This window comes from Micromonospora sp. NPDC005194 (assembly GCF_040608335.1).
Lineage (GTDB): Bacteria > Actinomycetota > Actinomycetes > Mycobacteriales > Micromonosporaceae > Micromonospora.
On record NZ_JBEXIA010000006.1, the window covers coordinates 202,941 to 225,548 of the forward strand.

General features: G+C 71.8%; 19 protein-coding genes. 11 read left to right on the top strand and 8 right to left on the bottom strand.

Going from position 1 to position 22,608, the window contains the following annotated elements:
* Nucleotides 1-107: 107 nt before the first annotated feature.
* The 4 genes from ABZU53_RS07715 to ABZU53_RS07730 all read right to left on the bottom strand — a co-directional run bounded on the left by ABZU53_RS07715 (nucleotide 108) and on the right by ABZU53_RS07730 (nucleotide 2,157).
* Complete coding sequence (locus ABZU53_RS07715; RefSeq protein ID WP_334498534.1) at nucleotides 108-452, bottom strand: toxin-antitoxin system HicB family antitoxin; 345 nt, start codon at nucleotides 450-452, stop codon at nucleotides 108-110.
* A complete protein-coding gene (locus tag ABZU53_RS07720; RefSeq protein ID WP_354854451.1) occupies nucleotides 452-697 on the bottom strand; it encodes a toxin HicA in 246 nt (81 codons plus the stop codon). The genes ABZU53_RS07715 and ABZU53_RS07720 overlap by 1 nt, the downstream gene beginning before the upstream one ends.
* Before the next feature lie 434 nt (nucleotides 698-1,131).
* Nucleotides 1,132-1,935 carry a hypothetical protein gene (locus ABZU53_RS07725; RefSeq protein WP_355064552.1) on the bottom strand — a complete coding sequence of 268 codons (804 nt, stop codon included), beginning with the start codon at nucleotides 1,933-1,935 and terminating at the stop codon, nucleotides 1,132-1,134.
* Between the two features lie 45 nt (nucleotides 1,936-1,980).
* Nucleotides 1,981-2,157, bottom strand: coding sequence for a hypothetical protein (locus ABZU53_RS07730; protein WP_354854448.1), 177 nt, complete (start codon nucleotides 2,155-2,157; stop codon nucleotides 1,981-1,983).
* A gap of 326 nt (nucleotides 2,158-2,483) precedes the next feature.
* Between ABZU53_RS07730 and ABZU53_RS07735 the strand changes: the two genes are divergently transcribed.
* Entirely contained in the window at nucleotides 2,484-3,251 is a 768-nt protein-coding gene (locus ABZU53_RS07735) for a hypothetical protein (RefSeq protein WP_355064554.1), read from the top strand.
* Nucleotides 3,252-3,267: 16 nt separating this feature from the next.
* Entirely contained in the window at nucleotides 3,268-4,209 is a 942-nt protein-coding gene (locus ABZU53_RS07740) for a threonine/serine dehydratase (protein WP_354854444.1), read from the top strand.
* A 4-nt stretch (nucleotides 4,210-4,213) separates the two neighbouring features.
* On the opposite strand, the gene ABZU53_RS07745 is transcribed toward ABZU53_RS07740, so the two are convergent.
* Entirely contained in the window at nucleotides 4,214-6,364 is a 2,151-nt protein-coding gene (locus ABZU53_RS07745; protein ID WP_354854443.1) for a tetratricopeptide repeat protein, read from the bottom strand.
* A gap of 284 nt (nucleotides 6,365-6,648) precedes the next feature.
* Here ABZU53_RS07745 and ABZU53_RS07750 point away from each other — a divergent pair, with 284 nt between their 5' ends.
* Complete coding sequence (locus tag ABZU53_RS07750; RefSeq protein WP_355064556.1) at nucleotides 6,649-7,140, top strand: hypothetical protein; 492 nt, start codon at nucleotides 6,649-6,651, stop codon at nucleotides 7,138-7,140.
* A gap of 68 nt (nucleotides 7,141-7,208) precedes the next feature.
* On the opposite strand, the gene ABZU53_RS07755 is transcribed toward ABZU53_RS07750, so the two are convergent.
* On the bottom strand, nucleotides 7,209-9,629 hold the full coding sequence (locus ABZU53_RS07755; protein WP_355064558.1) for a M28 family peptidase: 2,421 nt from the start codon (nucleotides 9,627-9,629) through the stop codon (nucleotides 7,209-7,211).
* Nucleotides 9,630-9,957: 328 nt separating this feature from the next.
* On the opposite strand from ABZU53_RS07755, the gene ABZU53_RS07760 reads away from it, so the two are divergent.
* The 7 genes from ABZU53_RS07760 (at nucleotide 9,958) to ABZU53_RS07790 (ending at nucleotide 18,801) form a co-directional block, all read left to right on the top strand.
* The gene (locus tag ABZU53_RS07760; RefSeq protein WP_354854439.1) at nucleotides 9,958-11,157 is read left to right on the top strand and encodes a fused response regulator/phosphatase; all 1,200 of its coding nucleotides are present in this window, start codon (nucleotides 9,958-9,960) and stop codon (nucleotides 11,155-11,157) included.
* Nucleotides 11,154-12,887 (top strand): CHASE3 domain-containing protein, encoded by a 1,734-nt coding sequence (locus tag ABZU53_RS07765; RefSeq protein WP_354854437.1) that lies wholly within the window; start codon nucleotides 11,154-11,156, stop codon nucleotides 12,885-12,887. The genes ABZU53_RS07760 and ABZU53_RS07765 overlap by 4 nt, the downstream gene beginning before the upstream one ends.
* Nucleotides 12,884-13,336 (top strand): response regulator, encoded by a 453-nt coding sequence (locus tag ABZU53_RS07770; protein ID WP_354854435.1) that lies wholly within the window; start codon nucleotides 12,884-12,886, stop codon nucleotides 13,334-13,336. The genes ABZU53_RS07765 and ABZU53_RS07770 overlap by 4 nt, the downstream gene beginning before the upstream one ends.
* Nucleotides 13,329-14,138 (top strand): inositol monophosphatase, encoded by an 810-nt coding sequence (locus ABZU53_RS07775; protein WP_355064560.1) that lies wholly within the window; start codon nucleotides 13,329-13,331, stop codon nucleotides 14,136-14,138. Before ABZU53_RS07770 ends, ABZU53_RS07775 begins: the two co-directional genes overlap by 8 nt.
* 314 nt (nucleotides 14,139-14,452) lie before the next feature.
* Nucleotides 14,453-15,466 (top strand): hypothetical protein, encoded by a 1,014-nt coding sequence (locus ABZU53_RS07780; protein ID WP_354854432.1) that lies wholly within the window; start codon nucleotides 14,453-14,455, stop codon nucleotides 15,464-15,466.
* Between the two features lie 36 nt (nucleotides 15,467-15,502).
* On the top strand, nucleotides 15,503-17,065 hold the full coding sequence (locus ABZU53_RS07785; protein WP_355064561.1) for a fused MFS/spermidine synthase: 1,563 nt from the start codon (nucleotides 15,503-15,505) through the stop codon (nucleotides 17,063-17,065).
* Between the two features lie 71 nt (nucleotides 17,066-17,136).
* Nucleotides 17,137-18,801 (top strand): serine/threonine-protein kinase, encoded by a 1,665-nt coding sequence (locus tag ABZU53_RS07790; RefSeq protein WP_355064563.1) that lies wholly within the window; start codon nucleotides 17,137-17,139, stop codon nucleotides 18,799-18,801.
* A 39-nt stretch (nucleotides 18,802-18,840) separates the two neighbouring features.
* On the opposite strand, the gene ABZU53_RS07795 is transcribed toward ABZU53_RS07790, so the two are convergent.
* Nucleotides 18,841-19,509 carry a TrkA family potassium uptake protein gene (locus tag ABZU53_RS07795; protein ID WP_355064565.1) on the bottom strand — a complete coding sequence of 223 codons (669 nt, stop codon included), beginning with the start codon at nucleotides 19,507-19,509 and terminating at the stop codon, nucleotides 18,841-18,843.
* Nucleotides 19,510-19,526: 17 nt separating this feature from the next.
* Nucleotides 19,527-20,861 (bottom strand): potassium transporter TrkG, encoded by a 1,335-nt coding sequence (locus ABZU53_RS07800; protein WP_355064567.1) that lies wholly within the window; start codon nucleotides 20,859-20,861, stop codon nucleotides 19,527-19,529.
* A gap of 142 nt (nucleotides 20,862-21,003) precedes the next feature.
* Between ABZU53_RS07800 and ABZU53_RS07805 the strand changes: the two genes are divergently transcribed.
* On the top strand, nucleotides 21,004-22,137 hold the full coding sequence (locus ABZU53_RS07805) for a glycerophosphodiester phosphodiesterase (protein WP_355064569.1): 1,134 nt from the start codon (nucleotides 21,004-21,006) through the stop codon (nucleotides 22,135-22,137).
* The last annotated feature ends 471 nt before the right edge of the window (nucleotides 22,138-22,608 follow it).

The following is a 22,608-nucleotide window of genomic DNA, read 5'->3' on the forward strand; positions in this document are numbered from 1 at the left end:
GGCTTCGCATTGACCACGGTTTCCGGCGTCGGGGCTCGCCCTGCATCGGCTGAAGTGGTATCCGACGCGGCCCGGCTTCCTTGCGGGAGCCGGGCCTTTCGCGTTGATCAGGCTGCTGTCAGCTTCCGTACGACATATTGGTTGAGGCTCAGTCCATCCTCGGCGGCATGGGTTGCCAGCTCGCGGTGCAGGCTTTCTCCGACGCGGACATTGAACTTGCCTGAGTAGCTACGTTCGGCGAATGGCTCCGGCACCTCCTCGCCTTGCTGCTCCATGTCCGCGATCACCTCACGCAGTAGCTGTTCGAGTCCCTGCAGGGCCTCGATTTGAGAGGAAGCCAGCCACGAAAGGGAAGGAAACTCGGCGCAGGTGGCGACGAACTCGTTGTCCTGGGCCGACCATGTAACGCGGTAGGTATAGTGAGTTACCTCTGGATCGGCAACGGTCTGCATCACATGGCCTCCTTCTTCTCGATCGCCTTTAGCACTTGCCGTACCTGGTATGCCTTTGCCTTGCCTCTATCGTCTTGAATATTCACGCGCGGGTCCCCCGCCCACGGCATCTTGAAAACCGCGTGGGAAGTCCCGTCTTGTCGGGGCTCCCCGAAGTAGTGCTTGCAGACCCTCTTGAGATCGTTGTAGGCGATGTTCTGCGGGTTGCTTCGCATCGCTTCTATGATCTTGTTTACCGAGGGCACGCCTCGATGGTACTACCTGTGGTACCAGGTGGCAACGCTGCCGCGTGCACGCCTACCCGCAGCACGCCTAGGCATGCTGCGGCCAGTTCTTCCGGCTGTGCCAGGGAGGGCGGGGCCTCTGGCGGGGTCCTCGGGCACTCCGGGATGTGACGCCATCCCGACCACCTCCGTCCGGGCAGGCCCCACCCACTCCACCGAGGCGCGGACGAAGGCCGACGGGATGGCCAGGGGCGATCGGATGTGGCCGGGGTGGCTGGACTGGACGGCCGAGGACGCTGAGTTGGGGCAACTTGATGCTGGTTTGACTCAACTTTGACCGCTGTGCGTAGCCTGCCAAACAAGCTTTCCTCTGTCGGAATGCCAATCGCAATCTCGTCCTTCGGAAGCATCCCCGGCAAAGATCAATGCCGCTGGAAGTAGCGGCTGTCGTCTGATCAGCCGCCCGGCCGATCGGGCGGCGGCGTTGGTGCCACGGTGACGAGCCGGGGCGTCGGTTCCAGGTTGGCACAGAGATTCCGGGGGAAGGCAGGCGCGGCCTCGCAGACCGCGTCGCACCCACCCGACGTGGTTCGGGCGACAATCGACCATCCGGCCGGCTCGTTACGCAGGAAGTAGCGCCGCACGGCGGTGTTCACCTCGCACCCAGGGCGTGGCTCGGCGCCGCACGATGTCGGGTCGTCGGCCACCGTCATGACCAGCCACGTCCCGTCGCAGGCTTCGACGTGACCCTGCGAGTGGCGGGACACGTCCATCCCGCGTACGGCCGCGCGCGTCCAGGTCGGGTCGCAGCGGTCCTTCGGTGGGTTGCAACCCAGGTTCTCGTCACACCGGGTGTAGGCGCCGTTCTTCAGCGCCCACGTCTTCTGGTTGAGCGACAGCGGACGGTCGCCGGTCGGCTCCGCCGACGTGAGGGTCACCTCGGCGGGCGCGAAGGTCGGGCAGGCGCCGAACGTGTCCGACTCGGCCGATTCCTGCACGATGTTGGCGAAGATGACGCCGTTCTCCTCCTCGTGGTGGCCGACCTGGACGTTGCGCGAGCAGCCGTAGCGACCGGCGAGCGCCTTGACGTGCACGGTGACCGCCCGGTCGCCCGGACCGGGGGTCACGCCGCTCACCTCGGCCTCGTAGGTGCCCCACACGGCGGAGCCGTCTCCGGGCCTTGTCTGGGGAGCCGCGCAGGCAACCACTCCCGGCACCGCGGCAGTCAGCAGGCAGAGAACGGTGGCGAGCCGGCGCATGGGTGGCATTCTGCCCGGCCGTGCCACATTTGGTGGCCCCGCGAGTCAGGCGTCGGTGCGGGAGGTGTGCACGACCGGGCGACGGGACCAGCACTGTGGGCGCTGCCGTACGGCCAGCTCCAGAGCGAGGTGGTCGGACTCGATCATTTCCCGGGCTATTCGACGCGCCATCTCCAGGCGGTCGACGTACGCGTCAAGATCGGTCGGGCCGGCGCCAGCCATAATCGAACTCCTCGTCCGCATTCGAACTACTCGCATCATCCACCGGGCCGGGAGCCGTCACCATTCCCCGATCGGTGGAATCGACCCGCCGTACGGCCCTGTGTGACGTACCCCTGGTGGGGCCGATGGTAACGGCGCATCCGCCACCCCGCCCTTGAACTGCGGAAGTGTTCACGACATGCGCTGCGGTCAATGGTGAGGTGCGGGTTTGCCGCCGGTGGCTACATTGCACCGTGCGCGGGTCGGGGGGCGCGACTTGTCCGGTGAGGGATCTTCGGTACGGGAGGACCGCCGTGCGGCAACCGAGCAGAACCGATCCGTTGTTCGTGGCCGTCGTGTCCGCGGCGATCACCCGGGCAGACGTCGCCGGACTCGTGGCGGGGCGGATCGCCGCCGTCCGGGTGCCGGGGCTGCTGCCCGCCGCCCGCTGCCACGCGATCACCGCCGCACTCGCCGACGCGGAGATGGACCGTTACGACGAGAGCCGGGTGTTTCCCGTCGTCGCCAAGTTCGGCCCGGCCATCAACGATCACCGGGACGGCGGCGACCTGCGCGACGACTACTGGGAGGCGGCTCGTGCCGCCGAGAAGGGCTGGTCCACGCTGGGTCTGCCGGACGCGCCGCGCGAGCTGTGCGTGGCCGCGTTCCGGTCCGCCTGGCCGGATGTGGCGCCCGGGCGGCGGGAGCGGCGGGAGATGCACGTCGGCGTCGTCCGCGAGATCAACGCCGGCCTGCAGGTGCACTTCGACGACGCGGTCCGGGAGTACGCCGGCCGGCTGCTCGACGCGGAGGTGGTGGCCCAGTTGGCGTTCAACATCTACGTCCGGGTGCCGCCCGTCGGCGGTGAGACGGTGCTGTGGCGTCGCCGGTGGCAGCCGAGCGACGAGGACCTGCGGATTCCCGGCGGGTACGGCTATCACGAGTCGGTGGCCGACGGCGCGCAGTCGTTGACGTTGCGGCCCGAACTGGGAGAGGGATTTCTGTTTGACCCGCGTCACTATCACACGGTGCGTCCGGCGACGGATGGCCGGCGAATCTCCATAGGATGCTTCGTCGGGCTCACCGACGACGGTCGACTGGCTCTCTGGTCGTAGCGAAGGGCGTTTCCCCATGGTGGACAAGAGCGACGTCGAGGCGGCTGCGGCGCTGGTGCAGGGTCGGGTCCGGCAGACGCCGGTCATCTCCGTCGACGGTGCCGACCTGGGCGTGCCCGGTCTGCTGAGCCTCAAGCTGGAGCTGCACCAGCACACCGGCTCGTTCAAGCCGCGCGGCGCGTTCAACCGGATGCTCCAGGGTTCGCTGCCGTCGGCCGGGGTGATCGCCGCCTCGGGGGGCAATCACGGCCTCGCGGTCGCGTACGCGGCCCGGTCGCTGGGCGTGCCGGCGGAGGTCTTCGTGCCGGTCACCGCCTCGCCGGTCAAGGTGCAGCGGCTGGCCGGCCTGGGCGCGCAGGTGCGGCAGGTGGGCCAGCACTACGCCGAGGCGTTGGCGGCCAGCACCGAGCGGGCCGGCGAGACCGGGGCGCTGGTGGTTCACGCGTACGACCAGCCGGAGGTGGTGGCCGGTCAGGGCACCGTGGGTCGGGAGTTGGAACGCCAGCTCGACGGGATCGACACCGTGCTGGTGGCGGTCGGCGGCGGCGGGCTGGTGTCGGGCATCGCGACCTGGTTCGACGGGTCGGTACGCGTCGTCGCCGTCGAGCCGGAGCAGATCCCCACCCTGCACGCCGCCCTCAAGGCGGGCCGACCGGTCGACATCGAGGTGGGCGGCATCGCCACGGACTCACTGGGCGCTCGCCGGATCGGCGACATCGCGTTCGACACCGCCCGTCGTACCGGCGTGGTGTCCGTGCTGGTGCGCGACGAGGACCTGGTGCGGGCGCGTCGGCTGCTCTGGTCGGAGCTGCGGGTCGCCGCCGAGCTGGGCGGCGCCGCCGCGTTGGCCGCGCTGGTCGGCGGGGCGTACGTGCCGCAGGCGGGGGAGCGCGTGGCGCTGATCGTCTGCGGTGGCAACACCGACCCGAGCGACCTGGGCCCGGCGGCGCCGCACTGACGGGTCAGCCGCCGTTGCGCAGGCGGCGCAGGGCGTGCTCCACCTGGAGGGTGTCCAGGTGGGTGTCCCCGAGCAGCCGCCGCCGGTCGGCCAGCAGGTGCTCGTACACCCCGATCGCCGCGTCGACCTGCCCGTCGAGCAGCAGCACCACGGCGAGCGTGGCCCGGATGGCGAGCACCTCGCTGCGGTCGGCGTGCCGGGGCTCCACGGTGGCCAGGGTGGCCCGCAGCTCCGCCTCCGCCTCGGCGAGGCGGCCCTGCTCCTGCATGCACCGGGCCAGCGTGTGCCGGGCCTGCCACGTCTCGGGCTGGTTGAGCGGCCACAGCCGGTAGCGGACCTCCAGGATGGCGTGCAGCATCTCCTCCGCCTCGGGGGCCCGGTGCTGGGCGAGGACGGCCAGCGCGAGGCTGTGCCGCACGATCATCGTGTCCCAGTGCTCGGGCCCACGGACCTGGTCCTCGGCGGCGACGATCTGCCGCAGCTCCGACTCGGCCTCCGGCCACTGGCGCTGCGCCATGATCGCCTTGGTGAGCTTGTGCCGGCTGGCGAGGGTGTCGGGGTCGTCGCTGCCCAGCACGCGGGTGCGGTCGGCGATCACGTCGCGCAGCACCCGGTCGGCCATCTCCGGTTGGTTGCGCTCCAGCCAGGTGCGGCCCAGCTCGTGGCGCAGCGCCAGCACCTGGGGCCGGTCCAGGTCGTGGTCGTACGCGGCGCAGCCCCGCACGATCGGGTCGAGGATGTCGAAGGCCGAGCCCGGCAGGCCGATCGCGATGAGGTAGCGGGCGGTGAGCCGGGTCAGCTCCAGCGCCCGGCGTACGGTCTCGGGGTCGTGCTTCTGTCGCTGCGGCACGAGGTATTCGCGTACCGCCTCGACGAGGTGCGGCACCAGCACGTCCCAGTTGGCCCAGACCGCCGAGTCGTCCGGGCTCTGCCCCTCGGTGGCGGCGAGCAGCAGCTTCATGACCACGCCGTGGTATTCGGCGATCTGCTCGCGAACCTCGTCGCGGTCGCGGAACATCGCGTGCACCAGCGGGTGCAGCGACAGCACGTGCGCGAAGGCCGGGTCGGTGACGTCCTCCTGGACGTCGAAGTCGACCAGGGCGAGGTCGCCGATGCCCTCCAGCACCTTCACCCGCTGCCGGGCGGTCAGCCCTTCGAACAGGGGCGACCCGGCCAGGATGGCCGGCTTGAGCACCACCTCGTAGGGCACCGGGGAGATGCTGAGGCAGGCCAGCACGTTGAGCAGCGGTCGGCTCTGCTGGAGCTGGCGGCGGGCCAGCAGGTCCAGTGAGATGTCGTCGACCTCGCGGACGATCTCCAGACCGAGCGACTCGTCGAGGTCGACGTCGGCGGCGTCGCGCGGCGAGCGGAACCGGCGTTGCACCGCCCAGCGGTAGTCGGCGAAGGTGGTGATGGTGGACGAGCCGCGCCAGACCGGGCTGGCGTTGACCGAGCGGAGGTAGTTGCCGGCCGCCCGCAGCGCCAGCGGCAACCCGCCCAGCTCGCGGGCCAGTTCGCGGGCGTCGTCGAGGCCGCCGGCCTGCGCGCCGGCCCGGTCGATGAGCACCTGCGCCCCGGCGTCGGCGTCGAGCGGGCGCACCTGGTGCAGAATCGACCAGGTGCCCCAGGTCGCCCGGTTGCCGTCCCGGGTGGTCACCAGGACCATCCCGTCCTCGGCCTCCGGCCTGCGCAGCCAGCCGGTGCCGTCGGCGAGCACCCCGTCGGTGGGGCCGAGCGTGCCGGGCTCGTCCACGCTGTCGAAGATCAGCAGCCAGGGCTGCTGGGCCTGGTTGAGGTAGCGCCAGACCAGGTCCGTCGCGCTGATCATGCCGGCCCACGCCTGGTCGACCTGGCTCTCCGAGGCGCCGAGCTGACTGACCACCTCGCGCATTCCGGAGTTGAGCCGGCCGGCCTGCACCCACCAGACGGTCCGGCCGTCCGCTCGGGCCCGGCGGGCGATCTCCAGGGCCACGTGGCTCTTGCCGGAGCCGCCCATGCCGCACAGGATGTGCACCGACGGCTGTTCGCCGTCGGCGTCTGCCGGATGCATGATCTCGTCGATCAGGTCGTCCCGGCCGTGCAGCGGGCTGTCCAGGCGCCCGAGTGGCGGGTCGACGGAGACGCGACTCGGTCGGTCGTAGGCCGGCCGGCGCACGCCCGCATCCTCGGGTGGAACGTCCGCAGTCAATGCGGTCCCCCTTCGGTGGCGAAATTGCGGCGCGGCGGGTGGCAGAAAAGATCATGTCCACTGAGTGGACATTCGGAGGGATAGTTACCCGCCCTACGTCAACCGCAAGGGTATCCACCACTGTGCTGGCTTGCACACTCTCCGTTTAGGTCGCCCGGCTGACCGGAATCGGCACCGGGAATTCCAATTCGCCGTCCATTCGGGCCGATCCGCCGTGCTCGTTCCTCGCGCGGCGGTTCCACGATGGACGCATGAACTGGTTGCCGTACGACGATGTGACCGACTGGGGTTCGGTGCCGGACTGGTTCGGCGCGCTCGGCTCCATCGCGAGTGTGCTCTTCGTCTATCTCGGGCTGCGCCGGGAGATCCGCGCCCGGCGCACCGACGAGCTGCGGTTCCGCGCCACCCAGGCCCGGCTGGTCTCGGCGGTGGCCGAGATCCGGGGCAAGTCGGTGCTGCGGGTGACCGTGGCCAACGAGAGTGACGCGCCGGTCCTGGACGTGACGGCGCTGCCGCGACTGGTCCCGTCCGACGATCCGGAGGGCACCCCCGTGGACCTGGCCGGTGCGAAACAGGTCCGCCGGATCCACGGCCGGGAAAGTTCGGATCTGTTCGTCACCGTCACGGCGGAGCATCGGCTACAAGCGGCGACCGACACCGTTCTGGTGGAGCTCACCTTCACCGATCATGACGGAAACCGCTGGCGGCGTATCGGCTCCGGTCAACCCGAGCCGGTGAGCTGACCGAAACGCAATTCCAACGACTGTGGTCCGGCGGCTGATTCGTGCCGCCGGACCACCGGTTTTTCTTCTCAGAGGGGATACGTGCGGGCGACCGCCAGCATCTCGGAGCTGTGTGATCCGACGACGCCGACGGCCGGCGGCCGGGGCCGGAAGCCGGGCAGCGCGTCCAGCCCGTCACTGGCGTCCATCGCCCGCAGCGCCACCTGCGCGGCGATCGGCCGCAGCGTCAACGTGACCTCGACGCCCTCCGGCGGTGGGGCGTGGAAGACCAGTCCGAAGCCCCACCTGCCCGCGCGGGGCTCCACGGGCACCGGACGGCCGGCCACCTCGGCGCGCACCACGGTGGCGGTCGCCGTGTCGACGTGCAGGGTGGCGAGCCGGACCGCCCGCTGCGGGGTGAGCCGCAGCCGGAGCGTGCGCTCACCGCCGGCGCTGGTGTCGGCCAGCACGTCGAGCTTCGGCGCCGGCAGGTTCGCCGCCTGCGCCGGGCCGGCGCGCAGCTCCGCGTCGCCCAGGCCGGGGAAGTCGTCCGCCACGCTGGCCACCCCGTCCACGTAGCCGTCCGTCCACGGCTGCGGGTCGGTCTCGTGGCTCAGCCAGCGGGCCTGCCCGGTGCCGGCGTCCAGGGCGTACATCAGGTGGGTGGGCGCGGGGTGGGCGGCGTCGAACCGGTCCACGGCCAGCCCGACCCCGGCGAGCACCACCGCCGCCAGGGCGGCGGCCCCGGCCGGCAGCGCCGCGAGTCGTCGGGCCCGCAGCGCCACCAGGCCGCGCTGCCCGCCGGCCTGCGGGTGCAGCAGGTCGACCACCGGCAGCGCGGTCAGGCCGAGCAGCACCGCGACCAGCGCGGCCACCCCACCCATCGCCATGCCCAACGCGGGAAAGAGCAGCACCACTGTCGGCAGCAGGATCACCACGCCGGCCGCGGCGGCGGCCGTCACCGCCACCACCGGCCACGGCCCGGTCTGCCGGGTCCGCAGCGCGACCAGCCCGCCGAGGGCGCCGGCCAGGGCCGGCAGGGTGGTGAGGTACGCCCCGCCGGGCACCGCCACGGCGAGCAGCACCCCGAGCAGGGCCAGCCAGGCCAGCCCGCCGACGGCGAGCGCGGCCGGGCCGATCCGGCGGCGGACCAGCGCGTACCAGGTGAACAGGATGGCGGCGGCGAGCGCCAGCACGGCCATCCGGTACCAGATCGGCCGGTACGGGTCGAGCAGTTCGGCGTACCCCGGACGGATCGCGGTGATCGCCAGCCAGAGCAGTTGGGCGGCGACCGGCGCGGCCACGATCGGCCCGAGAGCGAGGCCGAAACCGGCGGCGAGCTGTCCCGTGCTGGCCCGACCGCTGCGGCGGGTCAGCCAACCCAGGGCCGCGACGGCGAGTACCGCGAGCAGGGCCAGCGGCAGGACGAGCCAGCCCGGGTAGCGGACCAGCCCACGCGGGACCGGGAAGTAGGTGGCGTCGTACCCGGAGCGCAGGTCGGTGAGATCGGTGCGGCCGAACTCCCGGGCCAGGCCCAGCGCGTTGTCCCCGTGCTGCTGGAGGCTGCTCCGATCCATCGCGGCCGGGGTGTCCAGCGGCGTGTGGTAGATCGCGCCGCCGTCGATGTACGCCGAGTTCAGCCCGACGAACTTCTGGTCCAGGAAGGCGGTGAAGTCGGTGTCGTTGGGCAGCGCCCGGTAGATCTCCACCGCGAACGAGGTGCCGACCGGGTGCGGGGCGGCCCGGCCGAAGACGTCCACCAGCTTCGCGTTGTTCTTCGACGTCTCGAACATGATCACCGGGCCGGTGGAGCCGCGCGCCTCCAGGTTGAGCACCACACCGCCGTCGGCGGCGAGCGGGTGGCTCGCGGCGAACGCGGCCGCCCCGCAGAGACACGCCTCCTCGGCGTCGGTCAGCACGAAGACGATGTCGTTGCGGGGCCGGGGGCCGGTGGTCAGCGCGCGGGCCACCTCCAGGATGGCCGAGGTGCCGGCCGCGTCGTCGTTGCCGCCCGGCCCGGTCTGCACCGAGTCGTAGTGGGCGACCAGGAACACCCGACCCGTCGGGTCGGTGCCGGGCAGTCGGGCCACCACGTTGCGCACCCGGGCCAGGGTCGCCCCGCCGGCCGCGCCACTGAGCTGGCCGGCCTCCGGCGCGACGGTGTCCTGCACCTCCGTCTCCAGGCCCAGGCCGCGCAACTGCTGCTCGACGTGCGCGCGAACCTGGTCGTTGGCCGGGCTCCCGGCGACGTGCGACCGGGCCGCGATCACCTGGACGTCCTCGTACGCCCGGGTGGCGCTGAACTCGCCCGCCGGCGCGTCCGCCGGCCTCGGCGCCGGGGTGCGCAGGTCGAGCAGGCTGCCGGCGCCGACGGCCGCCAGCGCGACCAGCGCCGCCGCGGCGGCCAGGAGCCGTCGGCGCGGTCGGGTCAGCGCACGGTCGGCCGGGGGTACGCCCGGACCCGGCCGGAGCGGTACGCCCGCCGTGACGGGGGTGGGGGGTGCGCCCATCCGAACTCCTCGAAGGTGGTGGGGCCTGGGGTGGCACCATCCTGCCCTCCGCTGGCCGGGGACGGGATGGCCGGGCGTCCACCGATCTCCCGCCCGTCGGCGGGGGCGCTCGGCCACCCGCGCACCGCCCGGCCGCCCGGTTTGCCCCGTGACGAGCAGTGATCCGGCCCATCCCCGCCCGTGCCGCGCCCATCGTGTTGTGTGCGACCGTTGTCTAATACAGGATCAGCAGGGCACTCGGAAGGAGCCCGACATCACCAGCGAACTCCCGCGTCTCGCGGCGGTGACCCGGCCGCACCGGGGAGGCGGCCTGGCCGCGTCCCCAGTTGTGCCGTACCCGCACGGTGGCCTGGCGCGGCACGCCAACCTGCCGCCCGGCGAGCGGTTGCGGGTGCTGCTGGTGGAGGACGACGAGGGTGACGCCTTCCTGGTCGGTGAGCTGCTCGCCGAGACGAACTCGATGATCGACCTGGTGGTCGCCACCAGCCTCAGCGAGGCGCGGCAGCGGATCACCGGCGTCGACTGCGTCCTGCTCGACCTGGGCCTGCCCGACGCGCAGGGGCTGGACGGGCTGCGCCAGGTGCTGGAGATGCCCAGTGGGGCCGCCGTCTGTGTGCTGACCGGCCGCTCGGACGAGCACATGGGCATCGTGGCCGTCGCCGAGGGCGCACAGGACTACCTGGTCAAGGGCCAGGTCGACGGGGTGCTGCTGACGCGGGCGCTGCGCTACGCGGTCGAGCGCAAGCGCGCCGACGTGAACGCCCGCCGGCTGCGTGAGGTCGAGTTGCGCCAGGCCGAGTCGGCCCGACTCGAACGTGGCCTGCTGCCCCAACCGTTGATGACGACCGACCAGGTGGCGGTGCACACCTTCTACCGGCCGGGTCGACACGCCGCGCTGATCGGCGGAGACTTCTTCGACGTGGTGCAGACCCGTCCGGACCGTCTCGACCTGATCGTCGGGGACGTCTGCGGGCACGGGGTGGACGAGGCCGCGCTCGGTGTGGAACTGCGGGTGGCCTGGCGGGCCCTGGTGCTCGCCGGGGTGCCGGACGACGAGGTGCTGCCCGCACTGGAGCAGGTGCTGATGAGTGAGCGCCGACTTCAGGAGATCTTCGCGACGGTGGCCACCACCCGACTCGACCTGGACGCCAACCGGGCCACCGTCCGACTCGCCGGGCATCCGCCGCCGCTGCTGCTCTCCGGTGGCCGGGTCGTCCCGGTGCCCGCGCCCGGCGGCCTGCTGCTGGGCGTACGACCTCGCCGGCCGATCGCCTACGACCTGGAGTTCGACACCGATGACTGGTCCCTGCTGATGTACACCGACGGCCTGATCGAGGGGCGGGTGGGCGCCGGCAACGAACGGCTCGACGTGCCGGGCCTGAGCGGGCTGCTCGACGAGCCGGCCAACCGGGAGGTGTCGCTGCCCGAACTGCCGGCCTGGCTGGTCGGTCGGGCCGAGCAGATCAACGGCGGCCCGCTCGCCGACGACGTGGCCATGCTGCTGGTCAGCCGGGGCGGTGGCCGGTGAAGCCGGTGAGCGGCGGCTGGAGTCTGCGCCGCCGGGTCATCACCCTGCTCACCGTCGTGGGCGTGCTGCTGATCGGCCTGGCCACCGCGGAGGCGGCGATGGCCGCCCGCAACCGCACCCAGATCGACGCCATCCTGAACCAGACCGGCCCGCTGCGGGTGCAGTCGCAGGAGCTGCTCAACGCGGTGCTCGACCAGGAGACGGCGGTTCGCGGGTACGCGGTCAGCGGTGACCCGGCTGATCTGAGTCCGTACGAGGCGGGGCTCGAGCAGGAGAAGGCCACCATCAGCGCGATGCGGGCGCTGCTCGACGACTACCCGCAGATCGGCCAGGAGCTGCGGGTAGTCGAGGAGAGGGCCGAGCAGTGGCGGGGGGCCGTGGCCGAGCCGGTCATCGCCACGACCGAACAGGATGGCACCCGCGCCGGCCAGGCGTTGGTCACCGAGCAGGCCCGGCAGCGGTTCGACGAGGTGCGCTCGGCCGTCGACGACCTCCAGCAGGAGATCCTGGCCGCCCGGGAGCAGTCCGCGGCGAACGTCCGCAACAGCAGCAACGTGCTGGTCATCCTGTTGATCATCGCGGCCGTGGTGGTGGTCGTGGCCGGCACGGTGCTGCTGCTCTCGCTGGACCGGATGGTGATCCGGCCGCTGACCGGGCTGGCCACCCAGGTCCGCGAGGTCGCCGAGGGCGACTACCAGCACCGCATCGCCACCGTCGGCCCACCCGAGTTCATCCGGCTCGGCGACGACGTGGACGCGATGCGCCAGAAGATCGCCTCCGACCTGGCCGAGGTGCGGGAGGCCCGCGAGCGCATCGAGTGGGTCAACAGCCAGCTCCAGAAGCAGGCCGAGGAGCTCACCCGGTCCAACCGCGACCTGGAGCAGTTCGCGTACGTGGCCTCCCACGATCTGCAGGAGCCGCTGCGCAAGGTGGCCAGCTTCTGCCAGCTGCTCCAGCGCCGCTACGCCGGGCAGCTCGACGAGCGGGCCGACCAGTACATCGCCTTCGCGGTGGACGGCGCGCAGCGGATGCAGCGCCTGATCAACGACCTGCTCGCGTTCTCCCGGATCGGCCGGCTCACCACCGGCTTCGTCGACGTCGACCTCAACAAGGTGATGGGCGACGTGGCCGGTCAGACCGAGGCTGCCCGGCAGTACGCCGACGCCGAGCTGACCTGGACCGAGCTGCCGGTGATCCGTGGCGAGGAGCCGCTGCTCACCAACCTGCTGGCCAACCTGGTCAGCAACTCGATCAAGTTCCGCCGTCCCGACGTGCCGCCGAAGGTGCACATCTCGGCCCGGCTGGTCGGGGCCGAGTGGGAGATCAGCTGCCAGGACAACGGCATCGGCATCGAGCCGGAGTTCGCCGACAAGATCTTCGTGATCTTCCAGCGGCTGCACTCGAAGGACGCGTACCCGGGCACCGGCATCGGGTTGGCGATCGTCAAGAAGATCGCGGAATATCACGGCGGCCGGGTCTGGGTGGACACCGACGTACCGGAGGGCACGGCCATCCGGTTCACCCTCCCGGCACGTCCCGAGGACGTGGAGGCGGCTGCCGCCACCGACCCCGCCGAGCAGCCGCAGCCGGCCACGCCGGGGGACACGACGCCCGCGGACGAGGCGTCGTCCGCGCTGCCGGAGCACTCCGCCGGAGCGGACCAGCCGGACCGGGCCGACGGGTCGCCGGAAAGCGGTAGAACGGGTGACATGAGGGAGACGGTGGGATGACCGCGCCGGCGGACGGCAAGAGCCCGATCGAGGTCCTGCTCGTGGAGGACGATCCGGGTGACGTGTTGATGACCCAGGAGGCGTTCGAGGAGCACAAGCTGCGCAACCGGCTGACCGTCGTCTCCGACGGCGCCGAGGCGCTCGCCTACCTGCGGCGGGAGGGCCAGTACGCCGACGCGCTGGCGCCCGACCTGATCCTGCTCGACCTCAACCTGCCCCGCCGCGACGGCCGCGAGGTGCTCGAAGAGATCAAGAAGGACGACGAGCTGCGCCGGATTCCGGTGGTCGTGCTCACCACCTCCCAGGCCGACGAGGACATCCTGCGCAGCTACCAGCTGCACGCCAACGCCTACGTGACCAAGCCGGTGGACTTCGAGCGCTTCATCGCCGTGGTCCGGCAGATCGACGAGTTCTTCGTCAGCGTGGTCAAGCTGCCGCCTCGTGGCTGACACCCTGCTCGACGACGTCGGTGACCTGCTCCTGGAGGCCGCCGACCAGGTCGTGCTGCCCCTGTTCCGCAAGCTCGACGACGCCGACGTGTCGGAGAAGGCGCCCGGCGAGGTGGTCACCGTCGCCGACCGCCGCGCCGAAGAGTTGATCTCCGCTGGGCTGCGCAGGCTGCGGCCGGGCTCGACGGTGGTGGGGGAGGAGGGTGTCGCCGACGATCCGGGGCTGCTGCGGCACCTGCGCGACAGCGGAGACGTGTGGCTGGTCGACCCGGTCGACGGCACCGCCAACTTCGCCGCCGGCCGCCGGCCGTTCGCCCTGATGGTGGCCCTGCTGACCGACGGCCGCCCGACCGCCGGCTGGATTCTCGACCCGTTGGCCGGGACGCTGGCCGCCGGTCGGGCCGACGAGGGCACCCTGGTCAACGGCCAGCCGGTCGACGCCGCCGACGCCGTGCCGCCACTGGGCGACCTGCGCGGCGCGGCGATGACGCGGTTCCTGCCGGCGGAGGCCCGCGACCGGGTCCGCGCCGGCGGTCGGCGGCTCGGCGAGCTGCTGCCCGGCCAGCACTGTGCCGGCCGGGAATACCTCGACATCCTCACCGGCGAGCAGCAGTTCACCCTCTTCTGGCGCACCCTGCCGTGGGACCATGCGCCGGGCACCCTGCTGGTCCGCGCCGCGGGGGGTGTCGCCCGCCGGTTCGACGGCGTCGACTACCACCCGGCCGACGATGGCCGCGGGCTGCTGGTCGCGGCCAACGAGCAGGTCTGGGCCGAGGTGCACGAGGCCCTGCTCGGCTCCTGATCCGCACACCGCGCGACGTCTCCAGACCGTGTGACGGACGTCCGCGCCGCGACTCCAGGCCGTCGACGACGACGGCCGTGGGGCGTCTCCGCCCGGTGTGCGACGACGGCCAGCGCGGCATCGGCGCGCAGTGCGCGACGACGGCGGCACGCTGTGTCGACACTGGGGCCGGCGGGCGCTCGCGGGGCTGGTCACCGGCGCGCGTTCCGGTATTGTGACCGGCGGTCTCCGCCAGCAGGCCGCCGACCGGCGCCGGCGGGGACGCCGCCGCGCAGAGGTCACCGGGGGCCGGCGGTCGACGGAAGGACGCTGTCGTGCCCAGGACCAGGCTCAGCCAGCGGCGCGTTCGCCGCGTACTGCTCCCTCTGCTCACCGCCGTCGCGCTGGTGCTCGCCGGCGGGGTGCCCGCGTACGCCGAGCCCGGTGAGGGCGGCACCAAGAAGCTGCAGGACGCGCTGGAGCTGACCGCCAAGGGTCACATCGAGGCCAAGGCCAAGCTGGACAACTCCAAGCGCCGGCAGACGGCGCTGACCGGCGAGCTGAAGGCCGTCGAGGTTCGGCTGGTCGGGCTCACCGCCCAGGTCGGCGAGGTGGCCGCGCAGTCGTACCGGGCCGGTCGGCTCACCCCGACGGCGATGCTGCTCAACACCGCCACCCCGCAGGCGTTCCTGCAACGGGCCGCCGACCTCGACCTGATGGCCCAGCGGGACAGCAAGCGGCTGCGCGATCTCACCGAGGCCCGGCAGCAGGCCCAGCAGGCCAAGATCGCCATCGACACCGAGGTCCGTGAGCAGCAGAAGCAGCTCGCCGTGATGGCGAAGAAGAAGAAGGAGGCCGAGGCGGCTCTCGCCGAGGTCAGCTCGGGCAGCAGCAACGGTTTCAGCGGCGGCAGCTCCACGTCGGCGAAGCCCGCGCCGCGCAACTCCGACGGGTCCTGGCCGTCGGAGTCCTGCTCGGTGAAGGACCCGACGACCTCGGGCTGCATCACCCCGCGCACCCTCAACGCGCTCAAGCAGACCCAGGCCGCCGGCTACAAGCGGCACGTCTCCTGCAAGCGTGAGGGCGGCGGCGGCGAGCACCCAAAGGGGCGGGCCTGCGACTTCTCGGCCGCCACGAACGGCTTCGAGGACAAGAACGCGACCGGCGGCGACAAGGCGTACGGGGACAGCCTCGCCGCCTGGCACGTGCGCAACGCCGACCGACTGGGTGTGCTCTACGTGATCTGGTACCGGCAGATCTGGCATCCGGGCACGGGCTGGCGGTCGTACAGCGGCAGCGGCAGCCCGGCCGCCAGCCACACAAACCATGTTCATCTTTCGATGTACTGACCCGAAGCGCCCGCTTCGCTGCGTACCATCGCGACGATGAGCTCCCCACCGTCCGACGTCGCGACCACGCCGGTCTCCTCGGGCCCGTCCGTGCCGGTCACCGGCCGGGCGCTGCCCGGCGGCCTGGCCGCCTTCCTGGTCTTCTTCGCAAGCGGCGCCGTGCTGGTGCTGGAGACGGTCGCGCTGCGCCTGGTCGGCCCGTACGTCGGGGTGACCCTCCAGGTGACCAGCTCGGTCATCGGCATCGCGCTGGCCGCGATCGCGTACGGGGCCTGGGCCGGCGGCTGGCTCGCCGACCGGCGTGACCCACGCGGCCTGCTGGCGCCCGCCCTGGTGCTGGCCGGGATCGCCACCGCAGTGACCCTGCCCGTGGTGCGCTACGCCGGGGAGGTCCTGCGGGGCGGGGCGGCCAGCGCCATCCTGCTGCTGGTGGCGCTCGCCGTGTTCGTGCCGGCGGCGCTGCTGGCCGCGGTCACCCCGCTGGTGGTGAAGCTCCAGCTCGCCGACCTGCGTCGTACCGGCCAGGTGGTCGGCCGGCTGTCCGGCATCGGCACCCTGGGCGGCATCACCGCCACCCTGCTCACCGGGTTCGTGCTGGTCGCCGCCCTGCCCAGCACGGTCATCCTGCTGTCGCTGGCGGTGGCGCTCGGGCTGGCCGGCATCGGCCTGGGGTGGTATCTGCGGCGGCAGGCGCGCACCGACCTGCCCGGTCCGGCCCGTACCCGGGCCGCGCTGGCCGTCCTCGGCCTGCTCGGGGCGGGGCTGACCACCGTCGCGCCGAACCCGTGCGACATCGAGACCGCGTACCACTGCGCCCGGGTCACCACGGACCCGCTCCGGCCCAGCGGCCGGACGCTGCTGCTCAACTCGGCCCAGCACTCGTACGTCGACCTGGCCGACCCGAAACACCTGGAGTACGCGTACACCAAGTGGATCGGCGCGGTCGCCGACGTGGTCGCGCCGGCCGGGCAGCGGTTGGACGCGCTGCACCTGGGCGGCGGCGGGTTCACCGTGCCGACGTACCTGAGCGCCACCCGACCGGGCACCGACAACGTGGTGTTCGAGATCGACGGCGGGCTCGTCGAGCTGGGCGAGCGGGAACTGGGCGTACGCCCGGGGCCGGGCCTGCGAACGGTGGTGGGCGACGCCCGCATGCTGGTCGCCGGTGAGCCGGCGGACAGCCGCGACCTGGTCGTCGGCGACGCGTTCGGTCACCTGGTGGTGCCCTGGCACCTGGCGACCCGGGAGATGGCCGCCGAGATCCGGCGGGTGACCCGCCCCGGCGGCGTGTACGTGCAGAACGTCATCGACTACCCGCCGCTGCGGTTCATCCGCGCCGAGCTGGCCACGGTGGCCGCCGAGTTCACCCACGTCGCGTTGATCGCCCCGCCGGAGGCGCTCGCCGAGGAGCGGGGCAGCAACTTCCTCATCGTCGGCTCCGACGCGCCGTTGCCGCTGGCCGCCGTCCGCGCCCGCCTCGACGAGGTCGACCGGAGCGTCAGCCTGCTCTCCGGCGCGGGCCTCACGGAATTCGTCGGGGAGGCGACGGTGCTGACCGACGACTACGCCCCGGTGGACCAACTGCTGGCGACCGCCTGAACGGGTGATATTCCTGACCGATTCCGATCCTTCAGGTGTAGCCCGGTCTCCTGCGGGCAACAACGGCCACCATGGGCGGTGGGGACCGGAACGGCGCACAACTCCTCGATGAGCGGTACCGGCTCATCGAGCAGCTCGGCGCGGGCGGCATGTCGGTGGTCTGGCGCGGTTACGACGAGGTGCTGGGCCGCCAGGTCGCGGTGAAGGTGCTGGCCTCGCGGCTGGCCAGCGACCGGGCCTTCCGGCACCGGATCCGCATCGAGGCGCAGGCCGCCGCGCGGCTCTGCCACCCCAACATCACCAACGTGTACGACTACGGCGAGTCCCACCAGGTCGGCATCACCGTGCCGTACGTGGTGATGGAGCTTGTCGACGGCGGTTCGCTGGCCGGCCGACTGGGCCGGGAGGTGCGGCTGCCGTGGCGTGCGGCGGTGACCATCGGCGCGGAGGTCAGCTCGGCGCTGGCCACCGCGCACGCTCGCGGGGTCGTGCACCGCGACGTCACCCCGGGCAACGTCATGCTCACCTCGACCGGGGTGAAGGTGGTCGACTTCGGCATCTCCGCGCTGGTCGGGGAGAGCGAGAAGGGGCCGGACGGCGCGCTGCTCGGCACGCCCGCGTACCTCGCGCCGGAGCGGCTGGACAACGGCCAGGTCTCCCCGGCCACCGACGTGTACGCCGTGGGGCTGCTGCTCTACCGGATGCTCACCGGCCGGCTGCCGTGGGAGGCGAACACGACCACGCAGATGCTGCGTGCGCACATGTACAGCGACCCGGACCCGATGCCGGCGGTGCCCGGACTGCCCGACGCGGTGACCGACCTGGTGCGGCGCTGCCTGGCCAAGCGCCCCGCCGACCGGCCGACCACCGCCGAGCTGGCCCGCACCCTCGCCGAGGCGGCCGGCATGCTGGCGGCGGTGCCGGTGTCGCCGGCGGCCGGTCCGCTGGATCCCGCCGAGCTGGCCAACGCCGGCACCACGATCCTGCCCTGGTCGGCGGAGACGGACGCGCTTCCGCTCTCGCGTACCCGGCGCAGCCGCGACCGACGGGTGAACCGGCGGCGGCGGCGGGTGGAGGCCGGGGTGGCAGCCGTCGGGCTGATCGCGGTCACCGGGGCGATGTGGGGGTTCACCTCCCGCAGCCCCGCCAGCGGCGAGGACCGGCCCACGACCGAGGCGCGGATGGGCCTGCCCGAGACGGCCCCCTGCGAGGTGGCGTACGCGCTGCGCACCGACTCCGGCAAGGACTTCACCGCCGAGCTGACCCTGACCAACACCGGTGACCGCGAGCTGCGCGACTGGACGATGAACTTCACGTTCCCCGGCCAACAGACGGTGACGAAGGCGGAGCCCGCCCCGGTGCAGCAGCAGGGCGGATCGGTGCAGATCCGGCCCGCTGCGCAGCGGACGATTCTGGCGCCGGGCGCGGCCGAGAAGCTCACCCTCGCCGGGACGTACAAGGGGGCTAACCCGTTGCCGGTGGAGTTCCGGCTCGGCGACGCGACCTGCAGGGTACGCGTCTCCGGGGTGGCCGGGACGACCCCGTCCACGGCCCCGCCGAGCAAGGCTGCCCCGACGAAGGCCCCGACGAAGGCACCGACCAAGAAGACGACGGTACGCAGCGGCTCCGGCGGTGCCGCGCCGAAGCCCAAGCCCCCGAAGCCCGCCAAGGCCCCCGCGAAGGAGCACGCGAAGCCGACCGACGCCAAGGGGCCGGGTGGTCCGGGAAAAGGGTGAAGGCGCCCCATAAGCGCGCCGCGCACCACAAATGAGGCGTCAGCGTCGCCCCGCGAACCGCTGCACCTGGTCGATCCCACCCTCCACGACCAGCACCCCGCCCTGCTGCAGCTCGGTGTCGTCCGAGGCGTACCGGAAGCGTTCACCCGGCACCTTCGCGCCGATCACCCGGACCCCGTAACGCTCCTCCGGGCGCAGGTCGAGCAGGGTACGACCGGCCAGCGACTGTGGCACACGGACGGTGGCGATCGCGAAGTCGTCGTCGAACTCGATGAAGTCGAGCAGCCGGCTGACGATCAGGTGGGCCACGCGGTCCCCGGTCTCCGCCTCCGGAAAGATCACGTGGTGCGCGCCCACCGACGACAGGATCTTGGCGTGCTTCTGCGAGGTGGCGCGGGCCCAGATCTGCGGCAGACCCAGCTCGACCAGCGCCAGCACGGTGAGCACGCTCGCCTCCACCGAGGCCCCGATGGCCACCACGGCCCGGCCGAAGCTGGTGACGCCGAGCTGCCGCAGGGCGCCCTCCTCGGTCGTGTCCGCCTGGACCACCCGGTCGAGTTGGGTCGAGAAGCGCTGCACCTGATCCGGGTCGCGGTCGATGGCCAGCACCTCACGGTCCATCCGGGTGAGAGCGCCGGCCAGGTGGCACCCGAACCGACCCAGCCCGATCACCACGATGCCGCTGCCGTCCGATCGTCTCGCCGACACCTCGACCCTCCTTCTCGTCAGCCGACAATGGGTTGTTCCTGGGGATAGCGATAGAGCCTGCGCCGGGTGTTCAGGGCGATCGCCGACCCGAGGGTCAGCGGCCCGACCCGGCCGATGAACATCAGCACGGTCAACACCACCTGGCCGCTGGGCGGCAACTCGCTGGCCAGGCCGATGGTCAGCCCGGTGGTGCTGAACGCGGAGGTGACCTCGAACAGGGCGGCGATGAACCGCACGCCCTCGGTGAGCAGCAACAGGAGCATCGTTCCGGCCGTGACCAGCGCGACGCTGAGCAGGGCCACGGTGATGGCCTGCCGCTGGCTGGCGGTGGCCACCCGGCGGTGCCCGACCGTCACGTCGGGCTCGCCGCGCAGCTCCGCCCAGATGGTGAACGCCAGGAGGAAGAACGTGGACACCTTGATTCCACCGGCCGTGCTGGCGCTGCCGCCGCCGATGAACATCAGCACGATCAGCAGCGGGTAGCTCTCCTCCTGCAGGTCCGTGATGTTCAGCACGTTGAAGCCACCGGTACGGCTCAACGCGATCTGGGTGAAGGACGCGAGCACCTTGCCCTCGGCGTCGTACAAGCCGATGGTGCTGACGTTGGTCCACTCGGCGGCGAGCAGGCCGACGACGCCGAGGATCAGCAGCGCCACGCTGCCCCAGATGGTCAGCTTGGTCGCCACCGCCCAGCCCGCCGGCCTGCGCCACTCGCGCACGGCCTCGAACAGGGCCGGAAACCCGAGCCCGCCGACGATGGCGCCGAACGCCAGCGGCAACGACACCCACGGATCGCGGTCGAAGGCCAGCAGCCCGTCCGAGTAGAGCGAGAAGCCGCCGTTGTTGAACGCCTGGACGGCGTGGAACACGCCGGACCAGAGGGCCCGACCGGGCGTGTAGTCGTACGCCCACCAGAGGCGGCCGGCGACCAGCGCGGTCATCACCGCCTCGCACGCGAAGACGGTGACCGCGATCCGGCGCAGCAGCCGGGCCACGTCACCGACCCCGAACTCCGCCGTCTCGGCCTGCACCAGCAGCCGGTTGCGCAGCCCGAGCTGGCGGGAGACCACGAGGATGACCAGCGCCGCGACGGTGAGGATGCCGAGACCACCGAGCTGGGTGAGCAGGGTGATCACCACCAGGCCCCAACCGGACCAGTAGTTGGGGGTGTCAGTGACCGCCAGGCCGGTGACGGACACCGCCGAGGTGGCGGTGAACAGGGCGGTGACCAGGGGCGGACGCTGGTGCTGGATGGTCGACCAGCGCGCCAGCAGCAGCGCGGTGCCGAGCAGGATCGGCACCAGGAACCCCAGCGGCACCAGCCGCACGGGGTTGCGGAGTAACCGGCGCACCAGACAATCTTCCTTTTCCGGGTGGCCGCCCGAGTGGGAACGCCCATTCCGGAGATTCACCTGCCGGCCAGTCATCGACCAACTTCCGGTCAATCGCGGGCGGTCTGCTGTCTGCGACATCCCTCGATGACAGGAGACGGCGTTGCGACGTACCCTCTCGATTTTCGGTGTGGCCGGCGCGCTGCTCGCCGCCACCGCCGTGGCCGTGCCCACCCTGGCCGCCGCCGACCCCTCGACCGGGGTCGACCGCGCCCGAGGCAACGACCGGCCGATCGTCATCGGTCACCGGGGCGCCAGCGGCTACCGGCCGGAGCACACCCTGGAGGCGTACCGGCTGGCGATCCGGATGGGTGCCGACTACGTCGAGCCGGACCTGGTGTCCACCTTCGACGGTGTCCTGGTCGCCCGACACGAGAACGAGATCTCCGGCACCACCGACGTGTCGACGCACCCGGAGTTCGCCGGCCGGAAGACGACGAAGACCATCGACGGGGTCGCCGTGACCGGCTGGTTCACCGAGGACTTCACCCTGGCCGAGCTGAAGACGCTGCGGGCCAAGGAGCGGCTGCCGCAGGTCCGCGTGGCGAACACCGCCTTCGACGGACGCTTCGAGGTGCCCACCCTCCAGGAGGTCATCGACCTCGCTCGCACCGAGGGGCGGGCACGGGGCCGCACCATCGGCATCTACCCGGAGACCAAGCACCCGACCTACTTCACGTCGATCGGCCTGCCGCTGGAGGAGCCGCTGCTGAAGGTGCTGCGGCAGAACAAGCTGGACCACCGGAACTCGCCGGTCTTCATCCAGTCGTTCGAGACGGCCAACCTGCGTCGCCTGAGCCGGATGACCGACGTGAAGCTCGTTCAGCTGCTCGACGCCACCGGCCGTCCGTACGACTTCACCGTCGCCGGCGACACCCGCAGCTACCAGGACCTCGCCACGGCGGCTGGCCTGAAGTGGATCGCCGGGTACGCCGACGGCATCGGGGCGAACAAGAACCTGATCGTGCCCCGCGACGCCGCCGGCAAGCTGCTCGCCCCGACGAACGTGGTGCGTGACGCGCACCGCGAGCGGCTGCTCGTGCACGCCTGGACGTTCCGCGCGGAGAACCAGTTCCTCCCCGTGGACTTCCGGATCGGCACCGACCCGAACGCGCGCGGCGACATCACGGCCGAGTACGAACTCTTCCTCGGCCTGGGTCTGGACGGCGTCTTCAGCGACCACCCGGACACCGCCGTCGCCGCCCGCGCCGGCCTCTCACCCCCTGCGAGCCGCTGACCCCCTGCGAGCCGCTGACCCCTGCGAGCCGCTGACCCATCGCGAGCCTCGGCCCGGAGCTGACCCGCTCCGAGCCGACCACCGGGCCGATCACGCCCGGCACACCCGCTGGCCCGTCGTCCGCCACCTCGGACGCCGGGCCAGCGGCGTCTCCGACACAGCCCGCAGGCCCAAGACCTGCCGACCTCCTGTGCGGGACGCCCCACTCGACCGGAGCCACTTGCTGTGTTGAGCGGTATACCTGTGAGTCATTTTTATGACTCACAGGTATACCGCTCAACAGGAGATGGCTCGCCCAACGGCGACACTCCCCAAGGTCGCGCTCGATCCAGGAAGTAGTGGCCTCGCCGTGCCCCCGAGGCCACTACATCAACGACAACGCCGTTGCGTTTAGCGCCGTGAGCGGGAGGCAAGTCCTTTCTCGAAGAGTGTGATTTCGGCGTGGAAGCTGTAGGTCTGTGTGGTTGTTGG